Here is a 17,655-nt window from a genome sequence, read left to right as displayed (position 1 = left end):
TTCGAGTGAGCGAAGGGTTCATAAGTCGTCTATACAACTTCGCCGACTCCCAGCTAGGTAAAACAGAATGTCACGCGCCGATTGCGCAAAAACTTGCGCGCCAAGCCACTCTCGGTGAGAGCGGGAGACTAATTGTCTCGATTCCGCTTGCGATCGGGAAAGTAGCGTGCCGGCGTTACACCGGTCAGTTCGCGAAACGAGCGGATAAAGTTACTCGCCGTCCCAAAACCGAGTTCGAGCGCGATCGATGTGACCGCCTCGCCCTGCGCCAGCCGCAAGAGCGCGGCCTTGAGCCGAATCTGGTTCCGAAACGCGGTAAAGCCTGTTCCGGTATCGCGTTGGAACAGCCGCGCAAGGCTTCGGCTCGAGATATGGAGTTGCTCCGACCAGGCTTCGAGGCTCCTCCGGTCGCCGGGATTGCGATCGAGTGCCGCGGCGATTTGCGCGATACGGGGCGCTGTGACCGACGGGATCGTCAGGGCAGGCGATATTTTCAACGCCATCTCGTCGGCGAAGAGGAAGGCCAGATGCCGCTGACGCGCCCCTGCGCCCGTGCCTGCGGCCGCAAAAATGATCTCGCGCATCAAGGGGCTCACGGAAGTTAGCCCGGCTTCTTTCGGCAGCCTCCGTAGAATGCTGCCGAAACAATATATGCTGTACATCTCGAAACCGCCCGAGGTCTCGACGCGATGCTCATGGTCCGCGGGCAGCCAAACGCCCTGCTGGGGCGGAACGACCCATTGTCCCTCACGGGTGTGCAATATCATGACCCCCCTGCTCGGGTATATCAGTTGGACTACTGGGTGCCGGTGCCACTCCCCGATGCTTCGTGCATGGAATGTGGCTCGTTCCACCTCGATCGAGACCGAAGGAGCATTCTTGTCGGATAGTGAATTCATTATGTCCTGATATCATCTATCGGACATAGTCTCCAACGCTCAGCATCGTCTTCGCAATCGACGGAGACCTTATGCGCCTACCCATGATGATCCAGTCCACGAAGCGTTCGTCCGCCGCCCGTCCCCATGGGGAATATAAGCGCCAATTGCTCGACGAAATTGTCGCTCTCAAGCCGGCAACCTTACTCGACGTCGGATGCGGCACGGGCGATCTTCTCGTCGCAGCGCGCGAAGCGGGCATCGCCCGCACTGTCGGGATCGAGCCGGAAACCCAAGCTTGCGTCCGCGCGCGATCCCGGGGTTTGGACGTCATTTCATGTCGTGCCGAAGCGCTGCCATTCGAAGACCGCAGTTTCGACGTCGTGACGCTCGATTATGTCGCACATCATACGGAGAATTTGCCGAGAGCATTGCGCGAGGCGTCGCGCGTCGCGCGCTGCGCCGTGCTCATCCTGGATTGCTGGTTCGACGACACCCTTGCTTCCCAGCGCGTCGCACGACGCTATGACAACTGGCTGAAGAGGCGCGACCGCAAGAGCGGATATGTGCACAACGCCTGCCCCACGGCGATCGAACTAATCTCTATGTTTGCAGCCGAAGAATTTTCGATCGACTATTTTTGCCGCCTTATCCTTTCGCCGCTCGACGTCGCCGAAGTCGAACGATCGGCCCGCGGTCTCCTGGAAAATGACGACGACCCGATCGGGAGGCTGGAACTGGAGGGCATTCTAGACGATGCCCGCCGCGACGGAATAAGCGATGATGGCTGCATCGTCGCTCGCTTTCTTCGCGACGGCGAAGCTGCAGACACCGCCTAGGCCCGAGAATGAAGGAGAGGCGATCATGTCGAGGCAAGCGGCTCTGGCCGAGATCCGGTTTCTGGGCGATGATCGATGTGAGTTGTCTGCCTGGGTGTCGGCGGCGGCTCCAGGGATCGAGAATCCAACGCCGATCCTGCTATGCCACGGTGGCGGACCCGATCACGCAATGTTCCTGCCCCTGATCGAGACAATCCCGGACGAATATGCGGTAATACTTCCCGATGTGCGCGGCTATGGCCGATCGCGATGTCGCGACACGGCGCGCCACACTTGGGCCCAATATGTATCCGATGCAGTCGCGTTGCTTGACGCCCTTGGTTTCTCGCGCGCCATCATCGGAGGCGCCGGACTTGGATCGACGATAGCACTCCGCTTCGCGGTGGATCTTCCGACCTATGTTCTGGCTGTCATCGCGATCGGGATCGAGGATATCGAGGACGATAAGGCAAAGGAGGCTGAAATCCGGATGATGGAGGCGTTCGCCTTGCGAGTACAGCGTGACGGCATTCTGGCCGGATGGGAGCCCCTCTTGCCGCATCTATCTCCGATCATCGGCGCGATGGTTTGCGAGGCGATCCCGCGTTCCGATGCGGAGAGCATTGCCGCGGCTGCGGCGATCGGTCGCGACCGATCCTTTAAAGATCCCGAAGAGCTTGCCGTCATTTCCGTTCCGGTCATCTTGTTCGCGGGTGACGACGCGAGACACCCGCAGTCGCTGGCCGAAGAGCTTGCGAGCATCATTCCCCGTGGCCGATTGGCGGCGGCTTCGCTGTCATCGAACGTGAAAACAAGCCGCGATTTCGGTCGGTTCATCGCGCCCGCTCTTCTCGACTTTATTGCCGAAGTTCGAGCCGCACCCACGCGCATGCTCGTCACTGAAACTGTCGTGCTGCGACCGGTGACGGCGCCCGTCGGCGCGACCATATTCGGCGAGGAGCATCCGGGCGCTCTTCACGAGATAGGCTCCGGGGCCTTCGACCAGCGCAGCGAGGCCGCCGCGCGCGCTCGCAAAGCGGCTGAAGACTTCCTGCACAAGGTCGCCGACATCTTGGGTCGGCGCGCGGCTCTTGAAGAAGCGGGTTATTTGGGGGCGGTGTTCGGAGTAGATCGCCTCGATGCGCGCCGATCGGCCGAAGCGCTCCCAATCCTCTGGCGGCAAGGGGTCGCCGCCGGCAATACCCGGTCGCTCGCTGTCCTTGTCCTCGAAGTCCATACCTGCCGCCTTCCCGTTCGGGACGAAGGCGGCAAGCCGGGCGTTGAGAACTTGCTTAGCGAACAAGCGCCGCCGCCTTTAGCCCGAGGGCTTGGACATGCGCAGCGGCCACCCGGCAGGATGGAATAGGAAAACTAAGCTAAGCAGGTTCTCACGCCTGGCACCGTGCGCCTTGCCCGATGCACCTCAAAGCATAGCTTTGCCCCTGTCGCTTGCAAGCCGGCTGTGCGGAGATAGGTCCAGATCGAGTCAAATTCCTGCGGACCGCGAGGCTATTTCGCGCCCTTTAGTTCGTCGTCGAGTGAGCATTCGGTGACCATCCCCGAAAGGTCGGGAAGGGCGGGCAGCCCCGAGGGGCCGGGTCCCGTGTCTGGCTTGAAAGCAGGCATCATGAACGACGGGAAATTGAACTCTGGAGGATTTTCGGCCGCGAGCGTCTTGCCGACCTCGGCGAACGGGTGTTTGAAAAAATGTTGGTTGAGCGCGTCGGCGATACCCTTTTCCTTTCCGGCACGCGCCAACGCAAGAACCGCATCCCCGTCCTTCCAGTCGATCGGCGCCTTGGACCGCTTGGCCTTTTCTTCCTTGAGAAGATAGAGAGCGTCGGCATCGATCGTTCCGCTCGTCCATATCTCGAAGCGATGTTCGGCTTCTCGTAGGGCGGCATGGTTCGCATAGTGCGCACGAAAGATCGGAATCTTTTTGAGCCAGATTTCGACCTCAGCGCGCGACAGTGATCCGCCGGGCTCTTTGCCTTTACATTCGATCGCTGTCACCGCGCTCGACTGCTGGGTGATGGCCTGAACGTCTATGTCCGCGGTCTGGCCGGTCGCAGGATTTCGCGCGGTAACCCCCATATCGATAGAGATAGCGCTTCGCCGGGCGAGGTAGCCGACCACTAACTCGAATAGGATGCCGCGCAGGTTGAGGCTGCGTCCCTCGATGTCGAGCAAATTGTCGAGGAGGTATGTGAGCCGCTCAGGACTGGACGATGCATATTTGGCGGCATTTTTTAGGACTTCGCATAGTGACGCAATCGCCACCCCAACCCGTTTGCCGAACAGATCTTTCGGCGTGGCGAGCATCACGCCCGCGGCATGGCCAGCCTTCATTGCTTCGCCGGTAAATTCTTCCGCGACAATGATCGACAACACCCCGATATTCTTGAGGGTCGCCTTGAGCATCCTCGCCTTGCGGATGAAGAACTGGATTTCGTCGGCGGTAAGCCGCCCCTCAGCGAACACGTCGGCGACAATGAAGCCGGGCTTGCCGCCGGGACCCTGGAGCGGAAGCAGGTAGCTCGGGCCGGCGAAATCGAAGGCGAAGGGGCCGATGGGCTGGAGTTCTTCGTCGCCGCGGATGCGGATCAGATTGTAGCTCGCAAATCCGATCTTCCTCGCCCATTCGCGCATTCCGTCGAGCAGAATCCCCTCTGTGAGGTCGCGGGCCCTTAGTCCGGCAGGCGTGCCGAAAGCCAGCGACGGCGCGAGCTCGAAACATCGGCCGTGGTCGATATTATGTATTTCCTTGATGAACCCTGCGGCGATCAGGCGTTGCGCGACCGTCTCGACCGGCAGCTGTCCGCGCTGCGGGATGACCGTCGCGCCGCTGATCGACGCGAATTGGTCGGCACGGATGAGGCCGCCGCGTGCGATCATGCCATCGACCGATGCAGCGAAGACCGAATTGGTCGCGCGCATGTCGCGAATGAAATTCTGCCAGAAGCGTTCGCTGTTCCGATCCTTGTCGAGATAGAGAAAGGCTTCGCGCTTGGGCAGCATCGGGACTGGAAAGCGGCGTATCGGTTTTGCGACCCGAGCGACGCGCTGGCGCGCTGCCTCTGGGCTCGCTCCGGCAGCGACGAGCGCCTCGACAATCAGCGACGAGCGCGATGGGCCATGCTCTGAAAGATATTGCGCGATGGTGGTCATGGTCGATGTCACACTGCTTAATTTATTAATTTAACTACCCTGTGCCTCCTCGTTTTTCAACCTTCGATATGAACTCAAATTTTTCAAATACTTAACGAGACGATTTTTGGACGTCCGCGCGGCGCGATGTCACAGAGCCATTTCGAACGACTGAAAATCGTCGCCGCACGCTGCAGCCGCAACTGCGCTGGGCCTTCGCTCGGTCAGTGATGGTAGAGCGGGAATTGCCGTGCGGTGGTCGGGCATTCGCACGGGGCGAGCACCGATATCGCTCGAGGCAAGACGCGGAAATGCGCAGGCGTCGCGGTGACGATCTCACCGTCGGTGTTCACCGGCATCGGCCGCCGCGTCTCGATATCGAACTCGACGCATTTGGCGGTGCGCACTTCCTTCCACGCGCCATGCGTGCCGGACCGGAAGGCGCGAAGCATGAGGGCGAGCTTCCAGAGGTTTTTGACCTCGAGACTATAAAGATCGAGCGTGCCGTCGTCGATCGCGGCATTCTCTTCTACGACATTACCTCCCCCGTAGAGACGCCCGTTGCCGATCGCGACCTGATAGGTGCTGACGGTCCTCGACTCGCCCTTCTCCCTGATCCTCGCCCGGAACCGCTGGGCAGCCAGGATGACCCGCAGCGCGGCGACGGCATAGCCGAGGCGGCCGAACCTTTTCTTGATCGCCGGGTCGAGCTTCTGCGCAAGTTCGCTGCTGATCCCGATGCTCGCGACATTGAAGAAGGCATGGCCATTGACCATGCCGACATCGATCCGTCGGCTGTGACTCTCGACAATGACGTCGGCCGCCGCCGCGAAGTCGAGCGGGATCGACAGGGTGCGCGCCAAGTCATTCGCGGTTCCGGCGGGAATGATTCCCAGCGGCAGGCCGCTCTCGATCACCGCGGGCGCGGCGGATGAGATCGAACCGTCGCCGCCGCACACGACAATGATATCGGCGGTCTGATGCAAGCGTGTCACGTCGCGTGCAATTTCGGGCAAGCTCTCGAACGGCTCGACCGTCACCAGAAGGCCGCCGGCAGCGAGGCGCTCGCGAACGGGAACGAGCGCCTGCTCGCCCTGCCGCGCCTTTGCATTGTGCAGCACGAGGGCGCGCGTACCTTTGGGCCACGGCATCGACACGATCCTGTTCAGCAGAGTTACGACCGTCGAGCGCGTGCCTTCAGAAGAACCACGCCCGATAGAGCAGGCCTATATATCGCCGCGACGAGGCCGGGAAGCATCCGTATCGATGCAGCTCCCTTTTCGGCTTCGTCATATCCTTGGCGCGATCGCTCGCCCTGATCGCTCTTCCATTTTCGAAGTTCGACCGGTCCCACCCAAGAGCGCTCCGCCAATCTGGTCGGCGGCGGCGCCCGCGCAAGCGAGGCGTAGCCTCACTCCTCCGCTGCGCTTCGGCCCTTCGGGTGCGCAAGCGCCTCAAGCCGCCGACCCGCCCGGCTGCACGCCCGGGATGGTCCCGGGCAAATCAGCAGGAGTATCGACATGGCGAGCATCGGCATCGTCAGCGGCAGCATCGAGAAGGGCTTTGTGGGCCAGCTCATCACGCTGTCGATCAAGGCACCGATCGAGATACGCCCCAACCGCGGCAAGGCGAGCGATGTGCAGCCCGACTATCGCGTTTGGTCCGATGGCGTCGAGATCGGAGCCGGCTGGATTCGCGTCGCCGAGCAATCGGGGCGTCCCTATGTCTCGCTCTCGCTCGCGACCCCCGAGTTCGGGCCGCGGCGCATCTACGCCAATCTCGGGCGGGCCGCGGGGCAGGATCGCGACAATGTTTTCGCGATCATCTGGACACCCGCCGACTGAGCGGCGGCCATCTTGCGGCATCCTTGCGCATCGGAACAATCTTCCGGGTGCAAGGGTGCCGCCACCTTGTTAGGGTGACCCCAATGCAGAGCAGCCTCGAACATCTTCCCCCGCACAAGCAACGCGAGATCGAGCGCGTCGTCGAGATCATCTTCGAGGAATTCGAGGATGCGCTGGCGCTCGCGACGCAGGACTGGAAGCGCAAGGGCCGGATTTCCAAGATCATCCTCTACGGCAGCTATGCACGGGGTGGGTGGGTCGACGAGCCGCACACGGCGAAGGGCTATCAGTCGGACTATGACCTGCTGATCATCGTCAACGACAAGCGGCTGACCGATCGGGCGGACTATTGGTCGAAGCTCGACGACCGGCTCATTCGTGAGCTGTCGGTAACGAAGCGGCTCCGCACGCCGGTGAATTTCATCGTTCACAGTCTCGACGAGGTGAATGCCGGACTGACGCAGGGTCGCTATTTCTTCATCGACGTCGCTCGTGACGGGATCGCGCTGTACGAGGCCGACGGGAAGGAGCTCGCAGAACCCAAGCCGATGACGCCGCATGCGGCGCTCGAGATGGCGCGCGAGTATTTTGATGAGTGGTATCCTAGCGGAGCGCAGTTTCTTCATCACTATCGAAGCGCTGTCGCTGCAGGTTGGTTGAACAATGCGGCCTTTCAGCTTCATCAGGCGACGGAACGATATTACCACTGCATCTTATTGGTATGCACTTTCCACACGCCGCACATCCATAATCTTGTTTTCCTGCGCACCCAAGCCGAGCGGATCGATGATCGATTGATCGAGGCATGGCCGCGAGAAGTTAAGGCCGACCGGTCGCGGTTCGAAAAGTTGAAGGAAGCGTACATCAAGGCGCGCTATTCGAAGCATTACGCGATCACCGCCGACGAACTGGAATGGCTCGGCGCGCGGGTTCAGCATCTCGCCGGTATCGTCGAGACTATTTGCCGTGACCGCATCGCTGAGCTTGAGACAACAGCGCGTCAGGCAGGTTGAGACCCGCTACTTTTTCCCGCGGAACCGCTCGAATTTGGCCTTTCCCTCGGCAGTCTCGACCGCGACATTGGCATTGCTGCATTCATCGCCGCGCTTGTCGCCCGCCGTGCAGCTTTGGACGACGTCGCGTGCCTCATCGAGATTGGCCTCGAAATATTGAACGCTGCGTGGCTCCGGCGGAGCACATGCTGTCAGGATCGTCAGGCTGGCGATCGCCAGCATCTTGAAAATGATCATCGTCACCTCCGACGATCAACTCTAGCGTCGGCGACCCGGTCCATGCAGTGGCGATTTGAGATTTAGAACCAAATTGAGGCTAGTTCTCCGTCCATCGGCCTATGTGAGCCAGTTTTGCGCCATTCTTAGCTCTCTCTCAAGCGTCGCATTGGGCGGCGAGGCTCAAGGGAACGATTGAGGAAATCCGTCGCAAAAGCTAGTTTGCAACGATGAGCGAACCACCAGCACCGCGCGGACAGCGCCTCGTCACACCATATGCTTTCATCGATACCGAGGCTTTTCGTGCGGCGGGTCTCGACTGGCAATCGCGAACTTGGTCCAGCCTGATCGATCTAGCGTCGAAGAGCACGCTCGAGCCGATCACGACTTCCATCACCACGCGGGAGGTTGAAGCGAGACTTTCGGAAGCGCTGGCGGAGGCGGAAGCAGCAGCGAAGAAGCACGGCGCGATTTTTGGCCAGCTTGGAGAAAGCGGTCCCTTTGGTGATACCGATCCAGCCGATCGGAAGGCACTGCTTCACGCGCGCTTTCGAGAATTCCTAGCGACAGCAAAATTTACCGAAATCCCCGTTGTTGCCGATCACAAAGCGATTTTTGACGATTATTTTGCTGGTGCTGCGCCCTTTGGGGAGGGCAAAAAAAAGAGCGAGTTTCCGGACGCCTTTGTGCTGTCGAGCCTCCTCGCCTGGATCCGGCCCGGTCGACCCAGAATATATGTGGTTGGCAAGGATCCGGACCTGGTGAAATTCTGCGAGGGACGGGACGATCTGATCCAATTGGACTCCGTTGCCCAGCTTCTCTCGCTGGCTCTGGCGTCAGCCCAGTTGGTGAAGCGTCTTGAAGCGCATGTCCGTGGAGACGCGTCCCTGCTCGAAAGGCTGAGGGCACGCCTTAACTCCTATCGTCCGCGCCGTGTCGATATCGAGGTTGAAGATGTCGAGTTCTTCGATCTTGAGATTTCGAGCGTGTTTCTCGTCGACGAATCCGAGGAGGGACAGGATTTTGTCCTTGAGGTCGAAGTCTTGGCTGAGGTCGAAGCCGACGTTCGTGAGACGGGTCATGAGTATGTCATCTCGCGGCGGGGAGAGCCTGATTTGGATATTCGGACTTACCATGCTCGTCCAACTTCCAGCGCGGCTATTTATGTTGAGGTGCTGGTGTCCGAGGACGATAGTGGCGAAGAGCCAGCCTTGGTGACGACCGATTGGGCTATCACATCGGGCGATATCGAGATCAAATTGCCATCTCAGTTCAGCAGGCGTGAAATCACCCTCGAGGCGCGGTGACGCCAAAATCCTTCGTTGACGCCACCGGAGCGTTGCCAGTTTCGACGCTTTCCAGATTTCAGATGAAATTTTTTCCATTTTTTTAATGCAAATTTTCTGCGCAGCAAATATCAAGGTTTTTCCGAATATTCACTTTTAGGGTGATTTTTGCTGGGCACAAAATATGGCCGAATTTGAAAATTCTCAGCGCGAATTGCTCGATGCGCTTTTGGAGGCGCTTTTGGCGCTGCCGCAGTCGCACGCGCAAATCGAGCGATATGAGGTCGAAATCGGGCCTCGCGGCCGCGCCGACGCCCTGATCGGCGCATATATCGGCCGCCAGCCGCTCTTATTGCTTGTCGAAATCAAGGCGCAGCTTTTTCCGCGCGATGTGCGCGAAGCAATCTGGCAGCTTCGGAATAATCAGGCCCATCTCAGCAATTCCGGTGACGACCGGGAAATCATTCCTTTTTTTGTCGCCCGTGCGATCTCGCCGGGCGCTCGAGAGATTTTTCGGGAAGAGCGCGTCGGATATTACGACCTCGGAGGCTCGCTTTATATTCCGGGGAAAAAGGCATTCATATTTCTCGATAAACCGGCTCCGAAAAAAGGGACGAAGAAATTCGATTCCATTTTTCAGGGGCAAAAGGCGCGCGCACTCCATGAAATTTATGAGAGGCGGCAGGACTGGCTGGGCGTGAAGGATCTCGCCGATGCGAGCGGCGTATCGCCCGCTACGGCTTCCGAGACCCTCACGGAACTCGAACGGCGCGAGTGGGTGGATGTGCAGGGGGCGGGTCCGTCGAAACAGCGTCGATTGCGCGCCGCACGGCCCCTTCTCGAAGCTTGGACCAGCTATGCGAGCGATCAGAAGGCGCCGACAGTGCGGCGTTACTATGTCCCGAAAGGGAGTGACGCACTGGCGCTGGCGCTGCGCCTTGATCAGGCGTGCGACGAGGCGAAAGCCGCCTATGCGGTCACCGGCGAGGTAGCCGCTCAAATCTATGCCCCCTATCTTTCTTCCATCTCGCAGCTTCGTTGCCGGATCGAGCCCGGGCAGAAGCTGATCGAGGCGCTGCTCAATCTCGACGCCCGGCCCGTGGCGGAGGGGTGGAATCTCGGTATCATCGAGGCGAAGAGCCGGCGCGATGTCGCGGTCGGCCAACGGATCGATGGCGTCTGCTATGCGCCGCCGCTGCAGGTCTATCTCGACCTGCTCCAGGCGTCCGGCCGTTCCCGTGAATTGGCGATGCACCTCCGTAGCGAATGTCTGGATAAATAATGCCCAAACCACAGACGATCAGCGGCTATGAGGACATGGTCACCGACGCGTGCGAGCGCGTACTGGTCACGCTCCTGCGCGGGCTTGGACCATGGAAGGATTCGGTCTTTCTCGTCGGCGGACTCGCGCCGCGCTATCTCGTGACCGCCAGGCCGCCGAAAGTCCCGAAACATGCGGGCACGGGTGACGTCGATATCGTCGTCGACGTCGGAATCCTCACGACGACCGAAGCCTACAGTACGCTAGAAGAAAATCTAAAGGCGATGAACTTCGAGCGCGCCGAGAATGAAAAGGGTGCGAAGCAATCCTGGCGGTGGCGCGCCGAGATCGAGGACGGCACGACGATGATCCTCGAGTTTCTGGCGGACTCGCCGGAACTTGGAGGCGGCAAGGTAAAGGAACTTCCTTCGGACGGAAATGTCTCGGCGTTGAACATCCCCCACGCTTCCATGGTGTTCGACCATCACGGGACCGTCGAAATCACGGCGGACCTGCTGAACGGTAAGGGCCGTGCCACCGAGGTCGTGCGCTACGCTGATATCGTCACCTTCACCTGTCTCAAGGCCTTTGCTTTCGATCAGAGGTTCGAGCGCAAGGATGCGCACGACCTGATCTACTGCATCGAGAATCTGGAAGGTGGCGTCGGCGCGGCGCAATCCGCATTCGCGGCTGCACTGACCGGTCCGCATGCCGAGGCGATACGCGAGGCTCTTACTCGCATGGCGGCTCGCTTCCGCGATCCCAATCCCGACGAGAGCTATTTGCGCGACGGGCCCGTCGCCGTGGCAAGTTTCGAAGACGACGAAGCCGATGTCTCGGCCGACCCCGATCTGCTGAACGCCCGGATCTTGCGGCAGCGACATGCCGCGGAAATTATGGCCGACTTCCTCAAGGCATTCGAAATCTGATGACGAAGGCTGTGATCGCAGTTTCGTTCCGGCGCATTCCAAGAGCTTGCCCGTGAACAAAGCGATCATAGTCGGCGCGAGTTCAGGGATCGGCCGAGAGCTGGCGATGCTGCTCTCGCATCATGGCTATTCGGTTGGCGTCACCAGTCGGCGCCGCGACCTGCTCGCCAATCTCGCTGGCAATTCTTCCGGTTCGATAATCTACGAGGCGTTCGACGTGGCCGACACGACCGCGATGCAACGCGGACTCGCCGCCCTGATCGAGCGGCTTGGCGGGCTCGACTTGCTGGTGATCAGTGCCGGGGTCGGCCACATAAATGCCGATCTTGTCTGGGAGGCGGAACGCGAGACCATCGCGGTGAATGTCGAAGGTTTCGCGGCCGCGGCCAATATCGGCATGCAGCACTTCATCGCCCAAGGCACGGGGCATCTGGTGGCCATTTCGTCGATCGCGGGATTGCGGGGAAGCGGCGACGCGCCTGCCTACAATGCGTCCAAGGCCTTCGTCTCCAACTATATGGAGGCGCTACGCCAGAACATGGCGCGCCGGGGCCTGCCGATTGCAACGACCGACGTGCGGCCCGGCTTCGTCGACACCGCGATGGCGAAGGGTGACGGACTCTTCTGGGTTGCTTCGCCTGAAAAGGCGGCGAAGCAGATCTACGGCGCCATCCGCGCCCGTAAGTCTCATGCCTATGTCACCAAACGCTGGTGGCTCGTCGCTGGCCTGATGAAACTTCTGCCGAACGCCATCTACGACCGACTCTAGCCGCTCGCGATCATCGCCCGTGGCAGATTTTGTATTTCTTGCCAGAACCGCAGGGACATTTTTCGTTGCGGCCGACCTTTTTCCTCGGCTCAACCTCCCTGGGGGCACCGCGACGCTGATCGAACAGCGCCTGCAAAGGGGCAGGAATCACAACCTGTCGCTGCGGGGGACCGCCTTTGCGCCGAACCTCGCGAATGATGGCCTTCTGCTCCTGGAATGCCGCGCGATGGTTCGGATCCATCGCATCCTCGAACGGCAGCAGCCGCTCGACCTCGTTCGCCGCCGCATCATGGTCGCCGCAGTACGCAAGAACCACCGCATATAGAGCGCGAGCTTCGAGAACGGGCCCCGCGAGGCCCGCGCCTTGCAAGATGGGGAAGATGTTCCGTTCGAAGGCCTCGCGGGCGCTTATGAAGTCGTTCACCCAGACCAGTTCTTCGACAAGATCGAGACCAACCCGGACGAATGACTGGTAGGATTGCGACAGTTCGTAGAATTTCATCGCATGGATGCGTGCGAGAGTAGATCGCTGGCTCTTCCGGCCCAAGGCCTGCGCGAAAAGATCGTGACTGTCTGCCAGATGTTTCAGCCGATCGGTGAGATCTTCGTCTTTGGGAAGAAGCTCCCGAAGTTCGGGGGCGTTCCGTCCTATCACATCGTCGGGCCTGATCCCGAGCTCCCGATAATATTCGCCGATGAGGGCGAGTGCCTCACTTACCGCTGTATCGTTGTCGCCGAGCTTGAAGAGGGCGAGGGCGCGATTGTAGCGAAACACGCGCAGATGTTCGGGCTGGTCGGGAAGTCGATCCGAAACTTCGTCAAGCATGGCCCGGACGCCATCAATGTCGCCAAGCTCGGACAAGAGCAACATCCGCTTCATGCCCCAGGCCATCCACTCCTCGTCGCCGAGCTCGTTCGCCCTCAGCAGCGATTCCATCTCGTCGACCCGCTCCCGGCCGGCCTCATAATCTCCCTCGCGCAGATCATTGAAGACCAGGCCGTCGAGCGCCCACAGCCTTGTCTCGGCATCTCCGTTCGGATCGGCCGCGATCGTCAGCAGATAGGGTTCGATTTCCGGCCAGACCCCGAGTTCGTGGAACAATTCGTCTGTGGCAAACTGCACCAATATTCTCGCCTGACCGAGAAGCCCGAACAGACGGATGAGCAGTCCTAACTTCGCGAGGCTCCAGTTGGTCCGGATCGAGCTTACGATGACCCGCTGCAGCGAGCCCAAGGCTTTCTGCTCGAAGTCCTGACCCTTTGCCGAGACGTCCGCTTTGCCGAGTATCCTCACCGCGTCGTGAATTTTTAGGCCGCTATTCCCGAATAATTCCAGCGCACCCGTTGCGGGAAGCGCGCGCAACCGGGCCGTGGCCGCCTTCGCGTCGATGTCGCATGCGGCTTGAAGCAAGGCACTGGCTTCGTCCCGTGAGAGCGCGACATCGGCGAGGCTCAGGACCGCGATCGTTTCTCTGTCGACCGGCGGCAAGCCTTCGAACGCGCGCCTCAGGATAATCTCTTGAGCCGTCTCGACGATATTGGTCTGCTGCTCGATATCCGTACAAAAGGCCCTAATGTCGCCGCCATATTCGCGCGCCGCGATCGTCGCCGCATTGAGTACATAAAATGGCAGGCCTCCGGTAATTCTGGATAGCCGCTCGCAATCGCCGAAATCGGCACGGCAACCAGCATCTTGAACTGCCGCCGCGATAGTGTCTTCGTCCCAGCCGTTCAGAGTCTCGGCTTGAATATCTAGTCCTGCTTCGAGTTCGGCGATGTGCCGACCCGGTTGGCTCAGCAGGACAAATCGGAGATTGGGGCCCCGTGCTACCAGCGCCTCTATATCGGCCGCGGGAATGCGGTGGCTGTTATCGATGACGACAGCCGCGTGAAGGCCGTCTTCGCCGAGCTTGATGCTCAGCGCGCTCACCATGTCCAATCCGCTCGCGCCCGGCAGAAGAATTTCGCCGAGCTTGTCGTTGGAGCGACCGAACATCTTCGCCGCCACTTCGCGCGCTACCGCTGACGCGAGCGCGGGTCCCGGCGTGTCCCCAACGTCGAGATAGGTGACCGGGAGCGCAGCATGGACCGCGGCCTCGGCCATCCAGGCGGTTTTCCCCGAGCCCGAAAGTCCCGCTATGATGCGGACGGGCTGGTCACTTAGCAGGGCGGGTTCGTCGACCTGGGCGCGGTACACCGGGGGCGGCGCCGGAAGCTGCTGCATCTGGACCACGAGCTGCTCGAACAGGTCCGGCAATTCCTCGCGGGAAAAACTGTGATCCTCGCGCGGAGGCGTGCCAGCGGATGCGAGCATGACCATGGCGGCCAGCTTCCAGGTCAGCGTCTCCGGCCTGAGCAACCCGAATGGCAGCTGCGCCGCGAGATCCGAGCAATATGCAGCCATATCGGCCTGCGGATCGGAGCATTCGTCGAGCGCTTTGATATCGATCTCGTGGAAAGCGATGTTGCCACAGCACCGAACGTTGATTTCGATGGCAATAACATGCGCGCCAAACTTCATTGGCCTGCCGGATCGACACCCGCCGATCATCTCGGTGAGAGCGGAACCCATAGCCAATTCCTGCTTCTCTCAACGCTGATGCTCGTCGCGACCTCACTCGCCGACCGGCAAAAAATATCTCTGGAGAAGCTTTTTCGGGAAGAATCACTCCTTGAGCGCGTCAGCGCCGCAGTCGCGAGTTCGAACAGCCGCATCCGGGCGATGAACAGTCCAGCGTCGCGACTGACGGATTGGAACGAGCTATCGCTCGAGCGGTTTCCGCCGAAGGCCGACCGGCCGGTAATTGTAAGGGTGCCAGAGGCTGATCCCGAAGAAGAAACAATCAGCGAGCGATACGCGACTGGCGATCACCGCAGCGTCGAAGTGCGCTCGATCTTGGACATTCCGCAATGGGAGCAGGCCCGCTGGATCGGCGTGATGCTCGGTCTGCAGCATGATCTCCCGATCGTCGGATTGCACTTTGAGGATCGCGAGGCGGGACGCCAAATTTTCGAGCGTTGGCGCGAACGGTTCGGCGCACGAGATGCCAAAGGGGCTATCCACATCGCGATCTTGCGCGAACTACCTGGTCGGCCCCCGTCCCACTATGCGGTGCTATTGATGGCGGGAACTGAGCCAGGGGATTTCGCTGGTACGCTGGTGAGCATGCCGAGCCGCCTCAAGCTGCTCGAACCTGCCGCCGACACGAATCTGAGGTTCTTTCTCGATAACTATCCCGCGGGTGGCTCGTTCATTCTGGTTCCCACTTACGTGAAGGAGAATGGCGAGCCCGATCTGATGATGGACCTTGCCATACTAAAGCATGACCTCTCGATCCGGAGAGTTGCCGATATCGGCAAGTCCGATTTGGAAATCATCGGAGTGCAGCTTCTCGAGCAAATGGAGGCGCGCGACGGTTCGCCGCCTTGATCAGGCGGCGAACTTCATCTTTGCCGCCTTCCGCACGCCAGTCTCAAGATGTTTTGCGATCTCGTCCGAAGTGCGGCTGACCGCCAGCTTCACGGCTTCATCGATATGAACATAGTCCTGCGTCACACTTTGCGACGCGTGGCCTAGCATCGCGCGGATCGTGAGCTCGGAGAAGCCGAGTTCGCCCGCCATGCTGCCGAAGGTGTGGCGCAGCGTATGCGGCGTTACGCCCTCAATGCCGGCCGAGCGGCATAGTCGGGCCAAGCAGTCGCTGACGGCGGTAAACGGGCCTTCGCCATTCGACGCGGGAAAGACGTAGGGGCAGCCGGCTATTTCGGGTTGAGCGACGACGATCTTGATCGCCTCGGGTCCGATCGCCCGAAATTGTGCATCGCTCTTCGTGTCGGGGAACGCGACGTAGCCGCCCATGGGGTTAACCCACTGCCGCTGCAGCGCCTGCGCCTCTTCGCGCCGATAGCCGGTCAGAAGGAGCGTCCTGACAATTGCGAGCGCAACGGGGTTCTCGGAACCCAGTTCGGCCCGGCCGATCGCCCGACCCAGCAGCTCGATCTCGGCGATGCTGAGACGCCGGGTCCTTTTCTTGGTCGCGAGCTTCTTCGCGCCCTTCGTAGGATGTTCCGCAATCAGTCCCTTGTGCTTTGCATGGCCTAGGATGGCCTGGAGGGTGCCGAGGCTCCTCCCGGCAACGCCGGCACCGCCCGTCGGGCGGCCGCCGCGCCCGCCCGAAGGAGGCTTTCGGGTCTGACCGGTTGCAATGTCATTTTGCATTGCCTCGACGTCGGCGATCGTCAGCTTCCGCACGAGGCGTTTGCCCATCAGCGGGATGATATGCGTCAGGATGCGGCTCTCATCCATGTTGAGCGAGGTGTCCTTGATCGGGCGGTTCTTCCGTCCAAGAATGCGGCCGGCTCGCGCTTCGACGAGATACCATTCGCACATCTCGGCGACATTGAGATCCTTCCGGACCCGGCGCGACTCCTCTGCGGGATCTTCGCCAGAGGCGACCTTGCCCAACTGAATCTTCGCGAGCTCGCGGGCTTGCTCGACCGTCATCACGCCGAAGCGCCCGATCTTCACTCGCCGAACCCGGCCTTCCTCATTCATATACTGGATGACGAAGGTTTTCGTCCCGGTTGCGCCGACACGGACACCGAAACCTTTGATCTCGGTATCCCAAAGAAATGCCTGGCCTGTCGCTGGTGCAGCCAGCGCATCGACCGTCCGCTTATTGAGCTTCGCAAGCGCCACAAGTTCCTCCATCATATTACGCGAGGGTGGCCGATTCGAAAAGTAATGAGGACGTAATAGAAAATCACCGCTTCGCAGGGTAGGGCTAGGATAAATTATCGTAGGCCGAAGTCAACAAATGCTTGGATTTTCGTACCTTGGCGTAGAAAAAGAAGCTCTGGGGTATTTGCAGTAATTTCTTGCCAAGGTTGGGGTCGAGGGTTCGAATCCCTTCGCCCGCTCCAGTTTTTTCATTAAACACCTAGATGTTGTGGCCAATCATCGACGCAGTTGGTTGCTTACAAAGCCTTCGGCTTCGCTGGTTGTAAGCAGAGCGTAAGCGCGGCAAAGCTTTTGTTTTCTGCGACAAGCGCTCCTGACCTTGTTCACTCTCCAGGAGTGGCACAACCTCGCTGTCGAAGATATCCGCCAGCGGATCGGGGCGACGGCGACCGCGCGGCGCCTTCTTCCGCGACGGTAACTGCGCATCCTGCTCCAGCCGATAGGCCGTCGCCGTGCTGAACGCCGCGCACGCCCCCGCTGAACGCGGCGACACTGTCTGTCTCATCTTCATATATAATCTCACCTGATGATCGTTGATATGGCTCCCAGGCACCGCTTCTCCCCTTCAGAAGGAGGCGCCACCTGACAGGTCACGATCACCAAAAGCGCCCTTCCAGAAGAAAAGACGCTCGCGGCGGTGTGTCTGTCGCTCCTCGGGGCTTCTCCCCTCGTCTCGACAGACACACCGCCGCCTTTCTCATCCAGATTGTCGCGCTGTTCTCACCTTGATTGTCGTGCAGCACCTGCGGACTT

The 17,655-nt window shown here is 60.2% G+C and carries 15 protein-coding genes and 1 pseudogene; 9 read left to right on the top strand and 7 right to left on the bottom strand.

Annotated features, from left to right (window positions below; genetic code table 11):
* Window positions 1-128: 128 nt before the first annotated feature.
* Window positions 129-899, bottom strand: a complete 771-nt coding sequence (locus AOA14_RS19200) for an AraC family transcriptional regulator (protein ID WP_081932949.1) — start codon at window positions 897-899, stop codon at window positions 129-131.
* Between the two features lie 146 nt (window positions 900-1,045).
* Here AOA14_RS19200 and AOA14_RS06345 point away from each other — a divergent pair, with 146 nt between their 5' ends.
* Both AOA14_RS06345 and AOA14_RS19195 read left to right on the top strand, forming a co-directional pair.
* A complete protein-coding gene (locus tag AOA14_RS06345; RefSeq protein WP_197412049.1) occupies window positions 1,046-1,717 on the top strand; it encodes a class I SAM-dependent methyltransferase in 672 nt (223 codons plus the stop codon).
* Window positions 1,659-3,062 (top strand): alpha/beta fold hydrolase, encoded by a 1,404-nt coding sequence (locus tag AOA14_RS19195; protein ID WP_202988415.1) that lies wholly within the window; start codon window positions 1,659-1,661, stop codon window positions 3,060-3,062. Before AOA14_RS06345 ends, AOA14_RS19195 begins: the two co-directional genes overlap by 59 nt.
* Window positions 3,063-3,205: 143 nt before the next feature.
* On the opposite strand, the gene AOA14_RS06335 is transcribed toward AOA14_RS19195, so the two are convergent.
* Complete coding sequence (locus AOA14_RS06335) at window positions 3,206-4,864, bottom strand: hypothetical protein (protein ID WP_037553316.1); 1,659 nt, start codon at window positions 4,862-4,864, stop codon at window positions 3,206-3,208.
* A gap of 203 nt (window positions 4,865-5,067) precedes the next feature.
* Window positions 5,068-5,994 (bottom strand): lipid kinase, encoded by a 927-nt coding sequence (locus tag AOA14_RS06330; RefSeq protein ID WP_052181962.1) that lies wholly within the window; start codon window positions 5,992-5,994, stop codon window positions 5,068-5,070.
* A 369-nt stretch (window positions 5,995-6,363) separates the two neighbouring features.
* On the opposite strand from AOA14_RS06330, the gene AOA14_RS06325 reads away from it, so the two are divergent.
* Window positions 6,364-6,687 (top strand): DUF736 domain-containing protein, encoded by a 324-nt coding sequence (locus AOA14_RS06325; RefSeq protein WP_062901207.1) that lies wholly within the window; start codon window positions 6,364-6,366, stop codon window positions 6,685-6,687.
* A gap of 83 nt (window positions 6,688-6,770) precedes the next feature.
* A complete protein-coding gene (locus AOA14_RS06320; RefSeq protein ID WP_037553319.1) occupies window positions 6,771-7,700 on the top strand; it encodes a HEPN domain-containing protein in 930 nt (309 codons plus the stop codon).
* A gap of 6 nt (window positions 7,701-7,706) precedes the next feature.
* Here AOA14_RS06320 and AOA14_RS06315 read toward each other — a convergent pair whose 3' ends face one another.
* Window positions 7,707-7,937 (bottom strand): EexN family lipoprotein, encoded by a 231-nt coding sequence (locus AOA14_RS06315; RefSeq protein ID WP_037553321.1) that lies wholly within the window; start codon window positions 7,935-7,937, stop codon window positions 7,707-7,709.
* Window positions 7,938-8,146: 209 nt separating this feature from the next.
* Between AOA14_RS06315 and AOA14_RS06310 the strand changes: the two genes are divergently transcribed.
* The 4 genes from AOA14_RS06310 to AOA14_RS06295 all read left to right on the top strand — a co-directional run bounded on the left by AOA14_RS06310 (window position 8,147) and on the right by AOA14_RS06295 (window position 12,161).
* On the top strand, window positions 8,147-9,223 hold the full coding sequence (locus AOA14_RS06310; protein WP_037553323.1) for a PIN domain-containing protein: 1,077 nt from the start codon (window positions 8,147-8,149) through the stop codon (window positions 9,221-9,223).
* A gap of 163 nt (window positions 9,224-9,386) precedes the next feature.
* Window positions 9,387-10,484 (top strand): MarR family transcriptional regulator, encoded by a 1,098-nt coding sequence (locus AOA14_RS06305; RefSeq protein ID WP_037553325.1) that lies wholly within the window; start codon window positions 9,387-9,389, stop codon window positions 10,482-10,484.
* A gap of 35 nt (window positions 10,485-10,519) precedes the next feature.
* On the top strand, window positions 10,520-11,392 hold the full coding sequence (locus AOA14_RS06300) for an antitoxin (protein WP_235211415.1): 873 nt from the start codon (window positions 10,520-10,522) through the stop codon (window positions 11,390-11,392).
* Window positions 11,393-11,444: 52 nt separating this feature from the next.
* Window positions 11,445-12,161 (top strand): SDR family NAD(P)-dependent oxidoreductase, encoded by a 717-nt coding sequence (locus AOA14_RS06295; protein WP_037553328.1) that lies wholly within the window; start codon window positions 11,445-11,447, stop codon window positions 12,159-12,161.
* Window positions 12,162-12,171: 10 nt separating this feature from the next.
* Here the strand turns inward: AOA14_RS06295 and AOA14_RS06290 are convergent, their stop codons facing one another.
* On the bottom strand, window positions 12,172-14,682 hold the full coding sequence (locus AOA14_RS06290) for a YecA/YgfB family protein (protein WP_062901205.1): 2,511 nt from the start codon (window positions 14,680-14,682) through the stop codon (window positions 12,172-12,174).
* On the opposite strand from AOA14_RS06290, the gene AOA14_RS06285 reads away from it, so the two are divergent.
* The gene (locus AOA14_RS06285; RefSeq protein ID WP_202988414.1) at window positions 14,665-15,591 is read left to right on the top strand and encodes a hypothetical protein; all 927 of its coding nucleotides are present in this window, start codon (window positions 14,665-14,667) and stop codon (window positions 15,589-15,591) included. The genes AOA14_RS06290 and AOA14_RS06285 overlap by 18 nt on opposite strands.
* On the opposite strand, the gene AOA14_RS06280 is transcribed toward AOA14_RS06285, so the two are convergent.
* Complete coding sequence (locus AOA14_RS06280; RefSeq protein ID WP_120218387.1) at window positions 15,592-16,860, bottom strand: site-specific integrase; 1,269 nt, start codon at window positions 16,858-16,860, stop codon at window positions 15,592-15,594. It lies immediately after the preceding gene.
* 358 nt (window positions 16,861-17,218) lie between these two features.
* Window positions 17,219-17,455: pseudogene (locus tag AOA14_RS20090) on the bottom strand (IS21 family transposase); the annotation flags it as partial.
* Window positions 17,456-17,655 lie beyond the last annotated feature (200 nt).

The sequence above is a fragment of the Sphingopyxis terrae subsp. terrae NBRC 15098 genome (assembly GCF_001610975.1).
GTDB classification, from domain to species: Bacteria; Pseudomonadota; Alphaproteobacteria; order Sphingomonadales; family Sphingomonadaceae; genus Sphingopyxis; species Sphingopyxis terrae_A.
The sequence above is the reverse complement of the archived record's forward strand: the minus strand, read 5'-3'. Positions and strand labels throughout refer to the sequence as shown.